The organism is Faecalicatena orotica (genome assembly GCF_003149245.1).
Classification (GTDB): Bacteria; Bacillota; Clostridia; order Lachnospirales; family Lachnospiraceae; genus Faecalicatena_A; species Faecalicatena_A orotica.
Map to the genome: position 1 here is coordinate 111,535 of NZ_QGDL01000004.1, position 20,422 is coordinate 131,956.

Sequence of the window (20,422 nt, forward strand, 5' to 3'; positions counted from 1 at the left end):
CTTCTCATTTCCAGCCGGTCAACTTACCGAGGGGCGGCAGCCCTACCGGGAAACACCGGAGGAACAAGTCTGCCACATGGAAACACTGGACGAGCTGCTTTCGGTATTGGAGAGCTGCACCGAGGCCCAGCGGCGGCGGTTCCTGCTCTACGCGCTGGACGGTTTGAGTTATGAGCAAATCGGCCAGCTTTGTGGCTGCTCAAAAAACGCTGCTTTCCAGAGCGTTGAAGCTGTCCGAAAAAAATTCAAAAAACTTTTAGGAAAGTACATGGACGATATGCCATTTTCAGTCTAACCAAGTGAGGGATAGTATATACCATCACCGAGAGGGACAAGCAGTTTCGTGCTGCCTGTCCCTCTCCCGTCTGCCGGGAGCCGGAGAAGTCGCCGCAAAATCCGCGAAATCCGGGGACGCACCATAGCTCCCTTGTTTACAAGGGCGCTTATTGTTCTTGGCTACCGGGTGCAATCACAGATTCCGACACGATTTTGCAGATGGGCAACAGACAGGCTTCACGAATATATACAAAAAGGGTTTGCAATGGATGATGAACGCTTGAAGCAAGGCGGCTCCCGATATTTCAGGGAACTGTTGCAGCGTATTCGGGATATTCGTTCATCAGAACTTAACTTTTATCAGCAGGTAACGGATATTTATGCAACTGCAACGGTTAAACCTACTTGTATCGCAGTTTCTTGATTTTGCAGAACTTCAGGCTTTAGAACAGATACCAATGTCAATGAAGGACTGGATTAATGCTTTAGATAATCAAATTATATCAAATAAGAGGAAATTGCTCGAAGGAAAAGGAAATATATCTCATAAGCAGGCAGTAGAAAAGGCCGAAAAGGAATTTGAAATATATAGGGCAAGAGAAATGAAGCCGATTGAAAGTGATTTTGATAGAGCATTAAAACTATTGAACGACTCTCTGATGTAATCCTTCAGCAATTTACCGAAGATTCATATGGCTTCAGTCCCTTTTTAAACTCCCCGAGTTGGGTTTGAACCAACGACCCTTCGGTTAACAGCCGAATGCTCTACCACTGAGCTATCGAGGATTATGAAGCTCCCTCAGGGAGCCTTTTTCTATTATATGCTGTTTTTATTATTTTATTCCATCTATTTAAAACTTCAGCAGTTTCTGAAGCAATATATTTTTATCATACAAAAATGTCAGGATCTGGCTGCTCTCGATCATATCAAAGCACTGCTTTCCGACAGTGCTGGTATAGACGAGTGTCAGGATCAGGAACCCGAGCCACACAATTAAGAGCGCTATAAAGATGCCCAGCAGTGCCCCCGCAAAACGGTTCAGGAGTCCTACAACCGGGAGTTCCCCGATGATATCCACCGCGGCCATCAACGCTTTTACGATGATGACGGCAAGCAGAAATGTAACCAGAAATGATATGATTTTGATTACCATTCTGGAGATATAGGATGCTACATATTCCGGGAAACTGGCCACGCTCAGTTCATTATAAATGGCTGAATTATTATTTTCCAGAATTGTATTCTTCATAAAAGTGGGGAGCGTGGATTCTTCAATCATCTTAATCTGGATGTCCTTCGGAATCTCCCCTATGACTTTCAGGACATCCTGCGCCGTGATCCCCAGACGGTCCCAGTCCAGGTCATTCAAACCGGCCAGCTGATCATCGCTTAAGCCTGCCAGCGGTGTCCCGCTTAAATCAACCTTTGCCAGCTCCTGAGTGGAAATCTCCGGCATAAAGGCTTCTATACATTTAGTCTCTATCATATCGTCGATCGGTGTATACTTTGTCAGTGCCTGTGCCACATAGGGGTTCAGCACGATCATAAGCACAATCGTAAGCACAGTAGAAAGGAGAGAGAGCCCTATCCGGAAAAAGCCCCTCACGAATCCAACTACTATGCAGATCAGAAATATCACTCCTACAATTATTAATAACCAGTTATTCATATTTTCTCCTATTTCGTCAAATAAACTATTCTCAGTTCATTGGCGCTTATCACCAGGTATCTGTTCACCCCTCTGGAAGGAATGACTTCCAGCGCTTCTGCCTTCAGGTCCCCTTTGAATCTCAGGACACCATTTTTCGTAATGATGCAGCATTTGGAACCGGCAAACATGATAATCTCATCTTTTACCATTTTTATATTGCTGTATTCTCCGGTAAACGCCTTGTTCATGATCTGTTTGCCGGACTTGTTGTAAAGCCGGGCCTCGTATCCTGATTTTCCTTTATTGAGGAGGACGAAGCCGATATATTTATCCGTGTGGAACACACTTTTAATTTCCTGATTCAGTTTTACTTCCTTTTTCTTCTGAGGCGCATCTTTGCCTTCATATACGATGAAGGAGCTGTCGCTGACTGCTACGGATGTGGCGTCATCCATAAAGTACACCTCCGGGATAATCTTCCCGTCATATTCTTCCATACTTACCTGATTGTCCGTCTTAGCTTTTCCTGCCTCCCCGAAATTATAGAATGCAACTCTGGACTTGAGTGCACCGTCTTTCGTGAACAAGTAGGATACTGCCAGCGTCGTGCCATCCCGTGACATGTCCAGCGCTAAGGGATAACCTGTGCTGTTAACAGTAACCTGATGTTCCACCAGGATATTTCCCGTGGCATCGTAAGATACAATCATCGGTGAGCTTTCATTTTTCAAAATAACACTTACAATTCCCTGATCCGATACTGACATCTTTTCTATCGGAAGAGTCGTCTCTATCTCACCTTTTAGACCTTCCTCTGTGAATACGAGGATTGAATTCCCGCCGCTGTCCGCGACGGCGAATGTGTTTTCATTTACATCAATGGCAGGATTCTGCATCTGACACGGCTGAATCCACTGTTCTTCGTTCTTTTTGTTAAGGAATACCACTCCGTCCCGACTATAACGGACGATTCCGTCTGCAAACTGGGCATATCTGTTCGTATCGGATGTCTCATCCTCATAATTCGCCGCCTCACGGACTTTCGTGTAAGACTGGTTTTTTACGAGCAGATATGTACCGCCTATTATCATAATTGCCAGAATAATCGTGATGCCCCACTTTTTAGCCCTGGCCCGCTTTCGCTTTCTGGCTGCTTTTTTTAGCTTCTCCAAATTCGCAGGCTCGGCGAGCTTTATATTTGGATTTTTCTTTTGCTTCATCTTGTTCCCCTTATTGCCGTCAATTCGTCTTATCCAAGGATTATACCATAAATACTAAACTCGTTAAGCACCTCGTTAAGTATTTAGGTATGCATTTACACTAAGCTCGGCAAAACCTCGCTAAGTATTAATAGTATACCATGTACACTAGATTCAAAAGGACCTCATCAAGTGTTCAGGTATGCATTTACACTAAGCTCGGCAAAACCTCGCTAAGTGTAAATAGTATATCATAAATACTAAACTCGTGAAAGACTCATGAAGAATTTAAGGATATGTTAAGGATTATGGCAGGACCAGCTTCTGTCCCACATAGATCAGGTTGCCGTTGGTCAGCCCGTTCATTTTGCATATTGCATCCACATGGCTGATATCGCCATACATCTTCTTGCTTATAATAGCCAGTGTGTCACCCTGCTCGACGATATAGACACCGTCGCTTCCATTTGCCCCCGCCTCTTTCGAATCCTCTTTGCCGGAATCTGCGTCCTGGGAGTCTGCATTTCCGGCATCGGCATTCTTATTATCGGCGGCATCCGGCTTGTCCACATCCTGCGCGCCGGCATCACCGGCTGATCCATCCGGGACGTTCTTGTCCTCCTCTTCGGCGGCCTGTCCACTGTCACCCTCTCCTATCTGCTTACCGGCGGCTTCCCCCGTAACGGCAGTTACAGATCCATTTGTCTCCTTCGCCTCTACCGACTGTGTATCGGCCGGTGAGTTGTTCGTTATCTTGTTCAGGGCCGTCTGTACGGATTTCATTTTATCAAAGTTGTTCAGAGTCGTAACCCCCATAATGATCACAATCAGTACAAGGCACGCACTGACTGCATACATCAGACGGTTTGTCCTTTTATGCTGCTGTTGTTCCTCGCGGGTTCTAACCAGACTGCGAAAGTCCTTTGCAGCACGATCTTCCACAGTTTCCGAGGGACTCACCCCATTCTTCTTTCTAGTCGAGATCATATAGTTCTGCATGCAAGGGTTCTTTTCATAATATGTATAGTGCCCGCCTATCTCCATCAGGTCATTAAACTTCTGGACGTAGTATACCTCGTCCTTCTCCACGGGATCCTTCATGATCAGGACCGTATTTTTTTTCGGGAACGATTTTTTATGCAGCTTCACCATATTGTGCTCCGGCGATAAAGGTACCCCCGAATGGGCAACAAACCATCCCAGCATCTCCCCATCCTCGAAGTACTGCTTGCAATCCTCGTACGCTTTCTTCCATGTATCATCATCAATCTCGTAATCATTGCCCGACACTTTCAACTCGTGCATCTGGATCGCTCCATATATGTATACATACTCCTCCTCATCCGATTTCTGCATATCTCCTATAAGAAATGCTCCTATTGGGTTCTCCCCCGCTTTTTCGCACAACTGGGCGAAAAATGTATCTACATAATCTTCTACATAAATCTTCGGGCTGTCACTAACATTCCCGATCTGACGCACATTTTTAGGAATTTGTCTCTCCATAACACTCACCTCTGAATAAAATTTTTCTAAAGCATAGCATAACGAAAAGGCTGAATTTATCGGTTGATGTCAGGTGAGTTCGACAAAAATACCGCATAGGGGTCAGACCCTTTTGCAGTCCATTTTCAGAATATTCTCAATTTTTCTCTCAGAAATTCCCGTTTCCCGTTTGCATGTCCTTAAAAAGTCCTCTTTTAACTGCCCAATTGTTAATATTGTCTGAACCTCTTCAATCCGGTGATCAAACATGTATTTTTCTACAAGAATCTTAACACGTTCATAGTTGTGAATGCATTCATCTTCAACGGTGTCGAGAAATGACTTCTGCTCGAACAGTCGGTGAAAATGCCAGAACTCTTCTGAAGTCTGAAAGCGTGTCCCTATTCTCTCATATGAAGTCTCTCCTATTAATTCTGAAGTGCCTGCAAAATACTCCTGTGCACTGCTGAATTCGTAGTCAAAAGACTCTCTTACAAGACCGATTTTGACCGGATTGTTATGGATATATCTCAGGCAGCACCAGTAATATTCCTCTGTATCCACGCAGTCACTATAGTAACGGCCCTGAAACACGTGTCCTGTCCTGTCGTATTTGGCATTATACAGTTCTGCATATGTCGAATTTAAATGCTGCATAAATTTAGGCAGTATGATTTTGCTTGTTTTAATTTGTTTTTGTGAATCATGGTCCCGAAACGGAACGGATATCCTGGCAGGCATTTTGCTTCGTCAGGTTCATATACTGCAAAAACTGAACTGTGAAAGTTCACGAATCTAAAGAAATGCAGCAATAGATATTAAGAGAATATCATATTTTTCTTAATTTTGCTATAGAAAAATTGAAACCAGTTACCCCTGGTGTTATGATAATGTTACTGTTAATATAAAAAATCAGAGGTGACATTTATGTTGTTTAAAAATAAATTACTCACAAATCTGCGGCGGGAAGCATCCGAAAAAAGGGAGGACCTCCGTAGGGACTGGGGAGAAGATTTTTACGAATGTATCCGGGATATCGCAGAACACCCTGTTGTGCTCCGTATGAAACTATATCCGCATCACGGGCGCACGAATTGCTACCAGCATTGTCTGCATGTTGCTTACTATAACTATGTATGGTGCCGCTTTTTTCATCTGGATGCAGACTCCGCCGCCCGCGGCGGTATGCTCCATGATTTGTTCCTATATGACTGGCACACACATACCGCCAGAACCGGGGACCATTTCCACGGAATGACGCATCCGGCCTGCGCTTATAAGAATGCCAGAAAGTTCTTCAAACTGAACCGGGTTGAAGAAGATATCATAAGGAAGCACATGTGGCCGGTCACACTTTTCCACTTCCCTCGCACAAAAGAGGGCTGGATTGCCACATTAACCGATAAGTACTGTGGAACTTTGGAAACAAGCCAGCGATAGTACATTAACCAAAAAGACAGTATCCCAGCTTAATAGTTGAGATACTGTCTTTCTAAATTGTCAGTATATTCTGAATACGGACCGCAAAAGGGTCTGACCCCTTTGAGCTATAAGAAACTTTTTACTTTCTCATAGATTGAATCTGCATCTAATCCATACTTTTTAACCAATTCTACTGCAGGTCCTGATTCTCCGTAAGTGTCATTGATTCCGATCTTCATAACCTGTGTCGGAGCCTTTGCAGAAAGCACATCGCATACTGCGCTTCCGAGCCCGCCAATGATGGAGTGTTCTTCAACTGTAACGACTTTCCCTGTCTCTTTTGCTGCTGCAACTACTAATTCTTCATCGAGAGGCTTAATTGTATGAATATTAATAACTTTCGCGTCTACTCCGTCAGCTGCAAGTTTTTCTGCCGCTTCCAGACAATTTGCTACCGGAAGTCCTGTAGCGATAATAGTAATGTCTTTTCCTTCGCGGAGTACAACACCTTTGCCAAGCTCGAATTTGTATTCCGGCTTATCATTGATAACCGGCACTGCAAGTCTTCCAAAACGCATGTATACAGGTCCTGCGTGCTCGTAAGCTGCCTGTACGGCTGCCTTTGCCTCAATATCATCGGAAGGATTGATTACAACCATACCAGGGATGGTTCTCATCAGGGCAATGTCTTCATTACACTGGTGTGTTGCACCGTCCTCACCTACAGAGATTCCTGCATGTGTGGCACCGATTTTCACGTTCAGCTTCGGGTATCCGATGGAGTTACGTACCTGCTCGAAAGCACGGCCTGCCGCAAACATTGCAAATGAACTTGCAAACGGTACTTTTCCGGCTGCCGCGAGTCCCGCTGCCACGCCCATCATATTGCACTCAGCGATGCCGCAGTCGATATGTCTTTCCGGAAATGCTTTCTTGAATACACCTGTCTTTGTAGCTGCTGCAAGATCGGCATCCAGTACTACAACTTCGTCATGTGCTTTTCCTAATTCGGCTAAAGCATTACCATAGCTTTCTCTTGTTGCAATCTTCTTTACATCTGACATAATGCTTCACCTACTTTCTCTAAATCTTTCATAGCAACTTCATACTGCTCATCATTCGGAGCCGCACCATGCCATGAAGCCTGATTCTCCATATAAGAAACGCCTTTGCCTTTAACAGTCTTTGCAATAATTGCCGTAGGCTGGCCCTTCACAGTCCTAGCTTCTTTAAAAGCAGCATCAATCTGGTCAAAATCATTTCCATCGATATTAATTACATGGAAATTGAATGCCTCAAACTTCTTATCGATCGGATATGGTGAATTAACCTCTGTTATTGCACCGTCAATCTGAAGGTTATTATTATCTACGATCACAACCATGTTGTCCAGTTTCCTGTGTGCGGCAAGCATGGAAGCCTCCCATACCTGTCCCTCCTGGATCTCCCCGTCTCCGAGCAGAGTATAGACTCTGTAGTCATCCCCGGACAGTTTTGCTGCAAGTGCCATTCCGACAGCCGCAGAAATTCCCTGTCCCAGAGAACCTGATGACATATCTACACCCGGAATATGCTTCATGTCCGGATGCCCCTGAAGGTAAGAACCTGTATGGCGCAGCGTCTTCAGGTCTTCTACCGGAAAATATCCTCTATTCGCCAATGTGGAATAAAGTCCCGGCGCTGTATGGCCTTTAGACAGTACGAATCTGTCGCGGTCAGCCTTCTTAGGGTCCTTAGGATCGATGTTCATTTCTTCAAAATAAAGGTATGTGAAAATATCTGCTGCAGACAGTGATCCGCCCGGATGTCCGGATTTCGCACTGTGGACTGCTGTCACGATGCCCTTGCGGACTTCGTTGGCAGTTTTCATTAATTCTAACTTGTTCATTGGAATTCCTCCTAAATTTTATGTTTAAAACAGACTTTTTCAGAGGGGTCTGACCCCTTTGAAAATCTTCGAAATTATTCGCCGAATACCGCCTTATAATCTGCCTGGAATTTTGCGATTCCTGCATCTGTCAGCGGATGGTGTGTCATCTGCTCGATTACGTTGTAAGGTACTGTTGCGATATCAGCCCCTGCAAGTGCACAGTCTGTTACGTGAATCGGGTTACGAACGCTTGCTGCGATGATTTCTGTCTCAAGCCCTGCTACTGCGAAAATCTCTGCGATCTCTGCAATCAGGTCTGTTCCGCGAACGGAGATGTCGTCCAGACGTCCCAGGAATGGTGATACATATGTTGCGCCTGCTCTTGCTGCAAGAAGTGCCTGGTTTGCAGAGAAGATCAGTGTTACATTTGTCTTGATTCCCTCAGCTGTAAGGGCTTTGCATGCTTTTAACCCTTCTACTGTCATAGGAATCTTAACTACCATGTTAGGGTGGATTTTCGCAATTTCTCTTCCCTCTGCGATCATTCCTTCTGCATCCGTTGTTGTAGCCTTTACTTCACCGCTGATCGGTCCGTCTACGATAGAAGCAATCTCTGCGATGACTTCTTCAAAAACACGTCCTTCTTTTGCAATCAGTGACGGATTTGTTGTAACTCCGCAGATCACTCCCATGTCATTTGCTTTCTTAATATCCTCTACTTTGGCTGTGTCGATAAAAAATTTCATTGTTCGTTCCTCCTTGAACTAGAATCCCTTTGTTTTCTATCCTTGATTATAGTCGTTGTAGTGAAGACGGTCAATAGGACGAAAAATTATTAATAATTTTATCCTATTAATATTTTCAAATTATTAGTCAAGAAACATGAAAAACTTTTCTCAACAATTGCAGTAATACGATATAACTCCTCCATTTTTCGGCTTATCCATTGTTCCAAAATTCATCCTAGCGCAGGATTATTAATAATAATTTTATACAATAAATTAATTTTTCTTTTTTCTGGTCCTTGGATAGGATGTGGTCCCTCTCGAGACAAGTCTCGGTTCATACTCAACATGGTAGATGCTGACAGGCTCCATTTCTGAATACTGCCTGTCCCTCGTCTTAATCTTTTTCATGATAATATCACAGGCATCGCGGCCCTTATATATCACGAAATGTTCGATCGTTGTCAGGGATATTTTCTGCATTTTTGCGAAAAGGGTATTATCACATCCCATCACGGACATGTCACCCGGAACTCTGTATTTCTCATCATAGAGGGCATCCAGAATTCCAAATGCAATCATATCATTCAGCCCTACAATTGCTGTCAGCTCCTTATCCTCCGCCAAAAGCTCCTTCGTCAGATCGTAGCCAATCCGGTATTCAGAATCAATCCCCGGAATATCCCGGTCGATCTCTTCGTTTGCCGCCTTAATCACCACATTGTCACCGAGTCCGGCTTCCTTAAATTCTTTCAAAAAACCTTCCACCCTCTTGGAACGCTGTTTCTGACGCACAGTCAGAGGTGGAGCGATATAGGCCACATGCCTGTGCCCCAGATCCAGCAGGTGGCGCGCCATAATACGTCCAAGCTTCGAGTTGTCCAGCTCCACGGCATCTACATCAAGCTTCTCATTCTGGTTATTAATTACCGTGAACGGAATCTTTCGCGACAGCTCCTCCACAACGGGCATAAAACAACGGCTGGGATTGCACGTGTAAATGACCCCCTGGGGATTCAGGGAAGGCATCATTTTCAGATACCGTTCCTCCAGTTCTAGATTTCTCTGTGTATTGCAGACAAACAGACCGAACCCCTGCTCTGTAGCCCGGGATTCAATACCCTGGAGAAGCATTACATAATACGGGTTCGTCAGGTTCGGGCAAAATACAACGAGAAGCTTTTCCCGCTTATTTTCCTTTTGCTTTTTCCGCTTCGGCAGTTCATAGCCCAGTTCCTTTGCCGCAGCCTCCACCTTCCGGATTACGTCCTTCGAAAAGGAAACATTATACTTCTTATTCAGCACCATAGAAACTGTCGCCTGAGAAACCCCGGCCTTTCGCGCCACATCCGAAGATGTTACTTTTTTCTTATACATCATCCCACATCCTTAAGTTCTGGTACATGCACAGTTTACCGTTCGGGCATTATGAAGCCCCTGCCTACAACTGGGTTCTGCCTTCCAGGGCCCTCAAAAGAGTTACTTCATCAATATATTCCAGATCTCCCCCGACCGGCACCCCACTGGCAATCCGGCTTACCTTGATACCTGTAGGCTTGATCAGCTTGCTGATATACATCGCCGTCGTCTCCCCTTCCAGACTGGAATTTGTGGCAATGATCACCTCGTCCACATCACCCTGGAGGCGCTCCATCAGCTCTTTCAGCCGGATGTCTCCGGGTCCGATTCCCAGCATCGGGGAAATCGCGCCGTGCAGCACATGATAGACGCCGTTATATTTCCCGGTCTTCTCATAGGCCGCCAGATCTCTCGGCGTCTCAACCACCATAATCGTCTTCTGGTCTCTGTCCGGGTTATTACAGATCGGACAAAGTTCCCTGTCCGTCAGCGTACAGCACTGGGAACAGTATCTTACATTATTACGTGCATCCAGAAGACACTTCGCAAGATTCTCCACCTGCTCCTTTGGCATATTAATAATATGAAAGGCAAGCCTCTGCGCAGACTTCGCCCCGATCCCGGGAAGCCTCGAAAACTCCTCGATCAGCCTGCTGATTTGATTACTATAATAATCCATCTGGTATTCACTCCTGTTTTCTCTTTATGTTCCAAAAAGCAAATTCACTCAAAAGGGTCAGACCCTTCTGCAAAGGGGTCTGACCCTTTTGAGCTCCGTTGTCAGAATATTTAGAACATTCCAGGCATTCCGCCGCCCATTCCGCCTGTCAGCTTATTCATTGCCGCCCCGGATACTTCGTCAACCTGGCGCAGTGCTTCGTTCGTCGCCGCCACGATCAGGTCTTCCAGCATCTCGATATCTTCGGGATCAACAACTTCTTCCTGAAGTTTCACCTTTAAGACCTCACGCTTACCGGAAATCGTCACCTCGACTGCACCGCCGCCTGCTGTTGCCGTAAATTCTTTTGTCTCAAGCTCTTTTGCCTGTTCTTCCATCTGGCGCTGCATCTTCTGCGCCTGTTTCATCAGATTTGCCATGTTGCCAGGCATTCCGCCGCCTGGAAATCCGCCTCTTTTTGCCATGATTTAATCCTCCACTATAATTTCCATATTAATTTTCTTCTCAATGTCCACAAATGTATCTTCAAAGTGGCGTCCCTCTTCCACATGCCGGACTTCCACTTCAACCTTTTTCCCGATCCGGTTCTCAATCAGACTTTCCAGTTCCTGCCGGTGGTCTTCCCTGCCGACAACCTCCGCCTCCATTGCTCCGGGCATGACGATCATCAGCCGGTTATCCCCGCCGAGGCTTAACCTTGCCTTCTTTAGGAATGTCCGGATCATCCCGGATGCCTCATCTGCAATGGGTCTGAAGTTCTTCACAACCTCTTTCACATCATCCGGTATAGCATTCGGAAGCTCCGGTTTCGGGGCCGTTTTTCCCGGTGCCGCAGCATTGTCGCCGTTTACATAAACCACCTTTTCCTGCACGGCCGACGCAGGAATTCCCTGCTCCAGCTTCTCTTCAACTGCACGTATGCGGTCCAGAAGACTGTCCTGATCCACCTCCATCGCCGGAGTACACAGCTTAATCAGTGCCACCTCCAGAAGAACTCTCTTCTGCGAAGCGTACTTGAGCTGCCCTGATAGCTCAGAAAAAATACGGATATACCGAAGCAGCATGTCGGTCTCGATCATCCCAGCCTCTTCTTTCAGCTGCTGCATATTCTCCGTAGATACATCCAACACATCCTCTATATTATCAGAAGTTTTCATCAGAAGCAAGTTCCTCAGATACCATGTGAAATCAACCGAAAGCTGTGTCAGTTCCCTTCCCAGCATCACGAGTTCCTCCACAGTATCCAGTACCTTCGGCACATCACGCCTGATGATATTGCGCAGAAGCTGGCTGAAGACATCCGTATCAACGGCTCCCAGTACTTCCAGTACATGATCATAGGTCAGCTTCTGTCCCATGTAAAAGGCAATACACTGGTCCAAAAGACTCAGCGCATCCCTCATGGAACCGTCCGCCGCCTTGGCCACATAGCGTATAGCCTTATCCTCGACCTCCACCTGCTCCTCGATCATTAATTCCTTCAGTCTGTCAGAAATCGTCTCGATACTGATCCGTCTAAAATCATAATGCTGGCATCGCGACAATATCGTAATCGGTATCTTATGCACCTCCGTTGTAGCCAGTATAAAAATAACATACTCCGGCGGCTCCTCAAGTGTCTTCAAAAGCGCATTAAAAGCACCTATGGAAAGCATATGCACCTCGTCAATAATATAGACTTTATACTTCCCTTCCGTCGGCCGGTATGCTACTTCATCACGAATCTCACGGATATTGTCCACACCGTTGTTGGATGCGGCATCGATCTCGATCACGTTCATGGACGTTCCCGCAGCAATAGACCTGCACATCGCACACTCCCCGCAGGGGCTGCCGTCCACCGGATGTTCACAGTTCACCGCCCTGGCAAATATCTTCGCCACCGTAGTTTTCCCGGTCCCCCGGGTCCCACAGAACAGGTAAGCATGCCCGATACGGTCTGCCTTGATCTGATTCTGCAGTGTTGTAATAATATGGTCCTGCCCTTTTACGTCTGAAAACTCAGTCGGGCGGAACTTTCTGTATAATGCCGTATACGACATGAATCACACCTCTGTTCTCTTATTTCACTCTATTGTATTTTATCGCCAAAACTGATGCCCGTAAGCCTTGCCTCTTTGATAAGGCTGCATTCGGGATCAACAAATTTCAGCTTTCCGGCTACATCCTGAAGCGGCACCTTCGTTGTCTCACCATTTCTCATAGCAACCATATATCCAAAATCCTCATTTAAAATCAGTTCTGCAGCTGCAGCACCCACCCTCGTGGAAAATACCCTGTCGTAAGGACATGGGGAACCACCTCTCTGCGTATGTCCCGGAACCGTAATGCGGACCTCTTTATCTGTCTTCTTCTGAATCTGCTCGGACAGTTCATAGGCAATCGAAGGATACTTCCTTTTCTCTAATTTTTCTTTATATTCCTTCTTCTTCAGTTTCGCGTCTTCCTTGGAAATAGCCCCCTCTGCAACCGCAAGTATGGTAAACGGCTTTCCGGCCTCGCTCCGCTTCTGGATCACATCGGCAATAACATCTATATCATAAGGAATCTCAGGAAGCAGTATAATATCGGCCCCTCCTGCGATCCCCGCATGGAGCGTGACATGGCCGACCTTGTGTCCCATAACTTCTATAATAAATACACGGCTGTGTGAAGTTGCTGTCGTGTGGATCCTGTCAATCGTATCTGTAGCAATATCCACAGCGCTCTGGAATCCGAAAGTCATATCTGTTCCCCAGAGGTCATTGTCAATTGTCTTCGGGAGCGTAATCACATTCAATCCTTCCTCCCTCAGAAGGTTCGCTGTCTTATGCGTACCATTGCCGCCTAAAATCACCAGGCAATTCAGGCTCAGCTTATGGTATGTATGCTTCATCGCAGCAACCTTGTCCAGCCCGTTCTCATCCGGCACCCGCATCAGCTTGAACGGCTGTCTGGATGTCCCCAGGATTGTACCGCCCCTGGTCAGTATCCCTGAGAAATCTTTGGATGTCAGCATCTCAAAATTCGCATAAATCAATCCTTTATATCCATCTTTAAAACCATATATTTCTACATCCTTACGTTTAGAACAAACGCCTTTTACAACACCCCGCATAGCCGCATTCAGTGCCTGGCAGTCCCCGCCGCTTGTCAGCATCCCGATTCTCAACATAATACAAATCCTCCTTTTTCAAAGTTCCCTGCATATACCCCTGTCTGTATGCCCGCAGGAAAAATCAACAGCGAAAAGCTTCACTGTAAAGTGAAGCCTCTTCTTACTTTTATAATTATACCCCATTTCAGACACTGTAACAAGAAAATCTTAATATCCGAAACTGACAGTTCAAAGTACTGTTTCCGCCCTCATTTTCCCGGAAATGCTTTCTTTTTATAAATATATTATCATTTTACTTTCCAAAAGTACATTTTCACCATCTTTTTGCACAATTGTATTGTAATTCAGCTCAAAAACTTGTACAATATCAACAAGGAATTATGAAAGAGAGGACTTATTATGAAACAGAACAACATGTTAGCAATGATCTTAGCTGGCGGCCGTGGTTCTCGCCTGCATGAACTGACGAATAAAGTAGCTAAGCCAGCCGTTTCATATGGCGGAAAATACCGAATCGTCGATTTCCCGTTAAGTAACTGTGCAAACAGCGGTATCGATGTCGTCGGAGTACTGACCCAGTACGAATCCATTTTACTCAATAGTTATGTGGCGGCAGGGCGCCGCTGGGGTCTGGATGCCCAGAACAGCGGGGTATATGTACTGCCGCCGCGCGAAAAGGCAGACGCCAATCTGGACGTTTACCGCGGAACAGCAGACGCAATTTCCCAGAATATAGACTTTATCGATTCATTTTCACCGGAATATGTCCTGATCCTCTCAGGTGACCACATTTATAAGATGAATTATGCAAAGATGCTGGCATATCACAAAGAATGTCAGGCAGATGCAACCATCGCCGTCATCGAAGTACCGATGAAGGAGGCGAGCCGTTTCGGTATTATGAATACCGATGAGGAGGGGCGCATCGTAGAATTCGAAGAGAAACCGCCACAGCCGAAGAGCAATCTTGCATCTATGGGAATCTACATATTCAACTGGAAGCTGCTCCGCAAGATGCTGCTGGCAGATATGAAGGATACGGAATCAAACCATGATTTTGGAAAGGACATCATCCCGACTCTCTTAAATGATGACAAGAGGCTGTACGCCTATAAATACAAGGGCTACTGGAAAGACGTCGGAACCATCGACTCTCTCTGGGAAGCCAATATGGACCTTCTCAACAAGAACAACGAACTTGACTTAAACGACCCGAGCTGGAAGATTTACACAGAAGACGGCTATACCCTGCCTCATTATGTAGGCGCTGAAGCAGATATTAAGAATGCATTCATCACACAAGGCTGCATTGTCAACGGAGAGGTTAAGAATTCTGTTTTATTCACTGGCGTAAAAGTTGGGGCAGGAGCCAAAATCATCGACAGTGTACTGATGCCGGGCGTTGTAGTTGAAGAGGGCGCACAGATAACACGCGCACTCGTTGCCGACGGAATCAAGATCGGCAAAAACGCTGTCGTGGGCAGTGCGGACAGTGAGCATATCGAACTGGTTGCGAAACATGTAAAGGGGGCAGAATAGTATGAATAACGCATTTGGAATAGTTAATCCTTCCGGAAACCACATATGGGTAGAGGGTCTTCAGACGTACCGCAGTATCGGGGCATTTTCTTTCCTTGGAAGATACCGCGTCATTGACTTCCCGATCTCCAATATGAGCAACAGCGGCATCGACCAGATACAGGTTTATTTAAGAAACAAGCCCCGCTCACTCGTAGACCACCTCGGAACAGGAAGACATTACAATATCAATTCAAAGCGGGGAAAACTGCGCGTGCTCTTTTCTGAAAGCAGTTCAGAAAATGATATTTATAATACAGATATTGCTGCATTTATGGAGAACATCGAGTGCATCGAGAGAGTACAGTATCCATATGTAGTCATCGTACCGGGCTATATGGTATATACCCAGAACTTCGATCACCTTGTACAGACACACATTGATTCAGGCGCGGATATCACCTTGCTTTACCACTCAACAGATAATGCGAAGGAAAACTTCCTCAACTGTGACCTTCTGAACCTGAACCGCCAAAAGGGTGTCCTTTCCATCGAGAAGAACCGGGGGACCGCAAAAAACAGAAACATTTTCATGGACACTTATGTAATGAAGAAAGAGTTATTTATCGAGCTAATACATAAGGCAAAGAATCTTTCCTCTATGTACAGACTTGCCCAGATCGTGAATAACCAGTGCGGCGAACTCGATATACGTGCCGTACCCCACCGTGGATTTTTTGCTTCCATCACGGATTTCAAAAGCTACTATGAAGCAAACCTTTCACTAATTGACTTTAAATATGCATCAACACTATTTGATGATGAATGGCCGATCTACACACGGACAAATGACTCCTGCCCAACACAGTATTATGATACAGCAGACGTAAGGTCTTCCGTTGTATCCAATGGATGCTTAATCGAAGGCACCATTGAAAATTCTGTCATTGGACGCGGATGTAACGTTCACAAGGGCGCCGTTGTCAAAAACAGTATCCTCATGCCGGGTGCAATTATCGGGAAAGATGTACATGTTGAGAATCAGGTTGTGGATAAAGGAGCTCATGTTCTGCATGCAAAAGAAGTCATAGCTTCTCCAGAAAAACCAGGTTATATCAGGCGGGGGGATACCCTCTAAGGGAATCTTTGAAGACGATATGTAATTTTACTGGCTGCACGAGCGCAGTGAGAACGGGGCGGAAAGCGCTCCCGCGGGTGGCCGGCAGGTCATTTATAAAGACAGGTCGTTTGCTAACTAACAGTAAAGAGTAAAAGGCGGAATCGCAGGGTATCATCAGCATTCGACGCCTAAGCTGATGCTTAGACGCCTCAGGCTGATTTGGAAATTGATTCGGAATCAATTTCCAACCCTGTGATTCGGCCTTTTTCTCTAACTGTTAGTAAGCGCACTTGATGCCTTTATATATGACCTGCCGGCCACCTGCGGGAGCATTTTCCGCCCCATTCTCACTGCTGGGTGCTTCCGGATTTTTACGGGAATCGTCCTCTGGGTAGTGGATTCTACAATTATTTCTTAACAGGCAACTTGAAGTGAAGTTACTCCGCTGATCATTTCCTTTGGAAGTTCTTGTTCTTTTATTGGGGTTCCGTCTGTGAAGATGATCATTGTTGTTGTGGGTTTTCCGAGCTGGCGGATTTTTTGTATGTCTGCTTTTACGAGGATGTCGCCTTGTTTTACGTTGTCGCCCTGATGGGCGTGGATCTCGAAGCCCTGGCCTTCTAAGGCTACGGTGTCGATTCCTATGTGGATCAGAACTTCGCGGCCGTCCGGACTCTGGATTCCGAATGCGTGACCGGTCGGGTAGGCGGCGGCTATTGTTCCTGAGAAGGGGGCCCTTATGGTGCCGTCAGTGATATCTATGGCAAAACCGTCCCCGAGCAGTTTCTGTGCAAATGTTTCGTCTGCTACGTCTTTAAGGAGTACTGTTTTTCCTGTTGCGGGCGCTGTAAATACCTCTTCATCCGGCACCAGTGCTTCTTTTGGTATTGCAAACAGGCAGGTCAGGATAAAGCATAGCGCGACGCAGAATACAGAAATCAGGAAGTAGAACAATATCTGGTGCCCGTTGTAAATATACATCAGGTAGGATGGCAGTACGGCCAGTCCGTAGGAATTCGACTGTATGCTGAAGATAGATAAAAGGGCCGCCCCTGTACCTGATGTCAGCAGCATAACAATGAGTGGTTTTAAGTTAAAACGCAGCTGGATACCAAACAGTACAGGCTCACTGATACCGAAAAGCTGTGACAGCATTGCTCCTATACTTGTCTGTTTGATTCTCCTTGATTTTGACTTTACTGCAAATGCAAGACAGGTCCCGACGTTTGCAAATCCGTACATGGCACATAATGTGATCAACGGGTTGAACCCTGTGTTGGCAAGCAGAGAAGTCTCTATCATGACATATGTGTGGTGAAGACCTGTAATAACTGCCAGAGGGTAAGTAAATCCTATGATAAACCCGCCAATTCCCATCGGGAGGTGGATGAGGTTCTCGATGATCCCAACCATCCCAAGTTCGATCTGGTGCATCACCGGACCCACGCCCAGCAGCATGACAAGCATGGTGATCAGCATGACAAAAAACGGAGTGAAGATCAGGTCCAGTACATTCGGCATGATCTTACGCAGTTTCTTCTCCAGTTTTGAACCAAACCAACCCGTAAAAATTGCGGTCATGACACTTCCCTGACAGCCTACGAGGGGAATGAATCCGAATGCTTTAATCGCCTCTACTCCGCTGTTTGGGTCTGCCACACTGTATGCGTTGGGCAGGGCAGGTGAAAGGAGCATCAGCCCGATTACAAGGCCAATTACCGGTGTCCCGCCAAAGACCCTGAATGCGGACCACGTGATAATTGCGGGCAGGAATGCGAACGCCGTATCGGTCAGTACGGTGACAAGCGTCTGGATATACGCCGGAATATCCGCGGTCGACGCACCGAACAGCGACAGCACGTTATCATTAAAGATACAGCCTTTCAGGCCGAGGAACAAACCGGTTGCGGCAATCACAGGGATGATCGGCACAAAAATATCCGCAAGCGTACGCATCAGTTTCTTGATTCCTTTTTCATTCTGCTTCACAGCTTCATCCTGTTCCTTTTTGGACAGCGTCTTAAGTCCCAGCGTTTCGATCTGCGCATAGACTTTATTTACAATACCTGTACCCAGAATAATCTGATACTGTCCTGAGGTGAAGAAAACACCCTTAACCTGGTCGATTTTTTCTATTTTTTTATCATCAATCACATCTCTGTCTTTTACCATCAGACGAAGTCTGGTCGCACAATGTGTGGCTGAAACGATATTCTCTTTTCCGACCACTTCCACAATGGCTTTTGCTATATTGAAATATTTATCTGCCATGATATCCTCCCTCTTCTACTCCATCTTCATATCTGTGCAGCTGCTCCTATACATCAATGTCTGGAACGGCGCCAGCACAATACGTTCCTTTTCCTGAATTCCTTTATCATTTGCATCACACCCGGCATTTGTTCTTACATCGAGTGTCTCTTCTGTATTCAGCACGATTTCCCTGATCTGTGAAGGCAGGATTTCTTCCTGTGCCTCCCTCGAAAAATTAAAGTAACATACAATGGACATTTCTTCCGTGCTTCTTCTGTAAGCAATGATATCACCACAGGCCGTTTCAAGCGGCTGGATATCTCCGTAAATCAGACATTCGCTGAAAGCGCTGTCCTGACGCAGTGCAATGATATGGCGGTAAAAATGGAAAATACTCTCAGGATCGTTCCTCTGTTTCTCTGCGTTGATCCGGTCCTGGTCTCCGGTTACCTTAAGCCACGGCTTAATGCTGCTGAATCCGGCGTGCTCCCCTGCTGTCCACGGGAACGGGGTCCTTGCATTATCCCGGCTCCTTAAGTTGATATAATGGAGCGCTTCCTCCTTTGTGCAGCCCTCTTCCATCGCACGGTAGTACTGGTCGATACTGGAAATATCATTGAATTCATCAATACTGTCACGTACAAAATTCTGCATTCCAAGCTCCTGCCCCTGATAAATGAACGGCGTACCCCTCAGGAAGAAATACATTGCACCCAGCGTTTTTACAGCCTTCGCATTTCCTGCCGCCTCCAGCAGATATTTTGTCGTGGCACGGGGCTGGTCGTGGTTTTCAATAAAGTTGGCGCTCCAGCCAGCCTTCTGTATTGCCATCTGGCTCCTCATCAGCCGTTCATTGAGGTCTGCAATCGTCCACGGGACCCTCCTGAACCATTCGCTGCCGCCGGCCACATCGAGGTCCGCATGTTTGAAATCAAATATCATGGAAAAATACCCGTTTTCCCCGATAAAATCTTCCAATTCATCGTATCCGACTCCCGGCGCCTCTGCAACAGTAACGCAGTCATGTTTCTGAAATGTTTTCTCTTTCAGTTCCCGTAGTAATTCACCGATTCCCGGCTGGTTCCTGCTGCCCTTTGTACATTTTGCCAGGCCGTCCGCCCCGTCCGGTTCCAGATTTCGAAACGTCAGGTCCTTCTTGATAAAAGTAATGGCATCAATCCGAAATCCTGCAATGCCAAGCTCAAGCCACTGGTTGACCATCCCATAAAGAGTCTCCCTCACCTCCGGGTTTTCCCAGTTCAGATCCGGCTGTTTTGTGCCAAACGCGTGAAAATAATACTCATCCCTTCCGGATACCTTCTCCCAGACACTTCCCCCGAACACAGAGCGCCAGTTATTCGGCCTTTCTTTCCCCTCTTTAAATATATAAAAGTCATGCCACTTGCTGTCCGGGTCTTTCAGTGCCCTCTGAAACCACTCATGTTCATCTGAAGTATGATTAATCACAAGATCCAGAATAATCTTAATTCCAATTTCCTTTGCGGCGCGGACCAGTTCCCTTAGGTCCTCCATCGTCCCGAATTCCGGCGCAAGGTCAAAGTAATCTGATATATCATACCCATTATCGTCCATCGGCGACCGGAATACCGGACATATCCAGAGCATTGTAACGCCCAGTTCTTTCAAATAATCCAGCCTTGACATAATTCCCGGGATATCCCCAGTACCGTCATCATTGCTGTCACAAAAACTCTTCGGGTAAATCTGATAAACAACCTCACTCTGCCACCATTTCTTTTCCATGTT

At 46.1% G+C, this 20,422-nt stretch carries 19 protein-coding genes, 1 tRNA gene and 1 pseudogene; 6 read left to right on the plus strand and 15 right to left on the minus strand.

Features of this window, described 5'->3' with window-relative positions:
* Positions 1-25: 25 nt before the first annotated feature.
* The 3 genes and pseudogenes from A8806_RS08060 to rhuM (A8806_RS26410) all read left to right on the plus strand — a co-directional run.
* Positions 26-295: pseudogene (locus A8806_RS08060) on the plus strand (RNA polymerase sigma factor); the annotation flags it as partial.
* Positions 296-463: 168 nt separating this feature from the next.
* The gene (rhuM, locus tag A8806_RS26990; RefSeq protein WP_242996008.1) at positions 464-700 is read left to right on the plus strand and encodes a RhuM family protein; all 237 of its coding nucleotides are present in this window, start codon (positions 464-466) and stop codon (positions 698-700) included.
* Positions 657-941, plus strand: coding sequence for a RhuM family protein (rhuM, locus tag A8806_RS26410; RefSeq protein WP_207657855.1), 285 nt, complete (start codon positions 657-659; stop codon positions 939-941). Before rhuM (A8806_RS26990) ends, rhuM (A8806_RS26410) begins: the two co-directional genes overlap by 44 nt.
* A gap of 49 nt (positions 942-990) precedes the next feature.
* Here the strand turns inward: rhuM (A8806_RS26410) and A8806_RS08070 are convergent.
* From A8806_RS08070 to A8806_RS08090, 5 genes are all read right to left on the minus strand, one after another.
* Positions 991-1,062 (minus strand) — tRNA-Asn (locus A8806_RS08070).
* A gap of 65 nt (positions 1,063-1,127) precedes the next feature.
* Positions 1,128-1,946, minus strand: coding sequence for a CvpA family protein (locus A8806_RS08075; RefSeq protein ID WP_109730683.1), 819 nt, complete (start codon positions 1,944-1,946; stop codon positions 1,128-1,130).
* An 8-nt stretch (positions 1,947-1,954) separates the two neighbouring features.
* Entirely contained in the window at positions 1,955-3,148 is a 1,194-nt protein-coding gene (locus A8806_RS08080) for a DUF5711 family protein (RefSeq protein ID WP_109730684.1), read from the minus strand.
* Positions 3,149-3,433: 285 nt separating this feature from the next.
* A complete protein-coding gene (locus A8806_RS08085) occupies positions 3,434-4,633 on the minus strand; it encodes a LysM peptidoglycan-binding domain-containing protein (RefSeq protein ID WP_109730685.1) in 1,200 nt (399 codons plus the stop codon).
* A 102-nt stretch (positions 4,634-4,735) separates the two neighbouring features.
* Positions 4,736-5,269 carry a hypothetical protein gene (locus tag A8806_RS08090; protein WP_146203262.1) on the minus strand — a complete coding sequence of 178 codons (534 nt, stop codon included), beginning with the start codon at positions 5,267-5,269 and terminating at the stop codon, positions 4,736-4,738.
* Between the two features lie 270 nt (positions 5,270-5,539).
* On the opposite strand from A8806_RS08090, the gene A8806_RS08095 reads away from it, so the two are divergent.
* Complete coding sequence (locus A8806_RS08095) at positions 5,540-6,052, plus strand: HD domain-containing protein (protein WP_109730687.1); 513 nt, start codon at positions 5,540-5,542, stop codon at positions 6,050-6,052.
* 107 nt (positions 6,053-6,159) lie between these two features.
* Here the strand turns inward: A8806_RS08095 and A8806_RS08100 are convergent, their stop codons facing one another.
* The 8 genes from A8806_RS08100 to A8806_RS08135 form a co-directional block, all read right to left on the minus strand.
* The gene (locus A8806_RS08100; protein ID WP_109730688.1) at positions 6,160-7,098 is read right to left on the minus strand and encodes a transketolase family protein; all 939 of its coding nucleotides are present in this window, start codon (positions 7,096-7,098) and stop codon (positions 6,160-6,162) included.
* A complete protein-coding gene (locus A8806_RS08105) occupies positions 7,086-7,922 on the minus strand; it encodes a transketolase (RefSeq protein ID WP_109730689.1) in 837 nt (278 codons plus the stop codon). Before A8806_RS08105 ends, A8806_RS08100 begins: the two co-directional genes overlap by 13 nt.
* Before the next feature lie 74 nt (positions 7,923-7,996).
* The gene (gene fsa / locus A8806_RS08110) at positions 7,997-8,650 is read right to left on the minus strand and encodes a fructose-6-phosphate aldolase (protein ID WP_109730690.1); all 654 of its coding nucleotides are present in this window, start codon (positions 8,648-8,650) and stop codon (positions 7,997-7,999) included.
* Positions 8,651-8,905: 255 nt separating this feature from the next.
* The gene (locus A8806_RS08115; protein WP_109730691.1) at positions 8,906-10,006 is read right to left on the minus strand and encodes a LacI family DNA-binding transcriptional regulator; all 1,101 of its coding nucleotides are present in this window, start codon (positions 10,004-10,006) and stop codon (positions 8,906-8,908) included.
* A 64-nt stretch (positions 10,007-10,070) separates the two neighbouring features.
* Positions 10,071-10,667, minus strand: coding sequence for a recombination mediator RecR (gene recR, locus A8806_RS08120; RefSeq protein ID WP_109730692.1), 597 nt, complete (start codon positions 10,665-10,667; stop codon positions 10,071-10,073).
* 110 nt (positions 10,668-10,777) lie between these two features.
* Positions 10,778-11,131, minus strand: coding sequence for a YbaB/EbfC family nucleoid-associated protein (locus A8806_RS08125; RefSeq protein ID WP_109730693.1), 354 nt, complete (start codon positions 11,129-11,131; stop codon positions 10,778-10,780).
* A gap of 3 nt (positions 11,132-11,134) precedes the next feature.
* Complete coding sequence (gene dnaX, locus A8806_RS08130; RefSeq protein ID WP_109730694.1) at positions 11,135-12,709, minus strand: DNA polymerase III subunit gamma/tau; 1,575 nt, start codon at positions 12,707-12,709, stop codon at positions 11,135-11,137.
* 29 nt (positions 12,710-12,738) lie between these two features.
* Positions 12,739-13,821 (minus strand): 6-phosphofructokinase, encoded by a 1,083-nt coding sequence (locus A8806_RS08135; protein WP_109730695.1) that lies wholly within the window; start codon positions 13,819-13,821, stop codon positions 12,739-12,741.
* A 342-nt stretch (positions 13,822-14,163) separates the two neighbouring features.
* Here A8806_RS08135 and A8806_RS08140 point away from each other — a divergent pair, with 342 nt between their 5' ends.
* Positions 14,164-15,303, plus strand: a complete 1,140-nt coding sequence (locus A8806_RS08140) for a glucose-1-phosphate adenylyltransferase (RefSeq protein WP_109730696.1) — start codon at positions 14,164-14,166, stop codon at positions 15,301-15,303.
* Between the two features lies 1 nt (position 15,304).
* A complete protein-coding gene (gene glgD / locus A8806_RS08145) occupies positions 15,305-16,420 on the plus strand; it encodes a glucose-1-phosphate adenylyltransferase subunit GlgD (protein ID WP_109730697.1) in 1,116 nt (371 codons plus the stop codon).
* Positions 16,421-16,816: 396 nt separating this feature from the next.
* On the opposite strand, the gene A8806_RS08150 is transcribed toward glgD, so the two are convergent.
* Both A8806_RS08150 and A8806_RS08155 read right to left on the minus strand, forming a co-directional pair.
* Entirely contained in the window at positions 16,817-18,673 is a 1,857-nt protein-coding gene (locus A8806_RS08150) for a PTS sucrose transporter subunit IIABC (protein ID WP_109730698.1), read from the minus strand.
* Positions 18,674-18,688: 15 nt separating this feature from the next.
* On the minus strand, positions 18,689-20,419 hold the full coding sequence (locus A8806_RS08155; RefSeq protein WP_109730699.1) for a glycoside hydrolase family 13 protein: 1,731 nt from the start codon (positions 20,417-20,419) through the stop codon (positions 18,689-18,691).
* Positions 20,420-20,422: the final 3 nt, after the last annotated feature.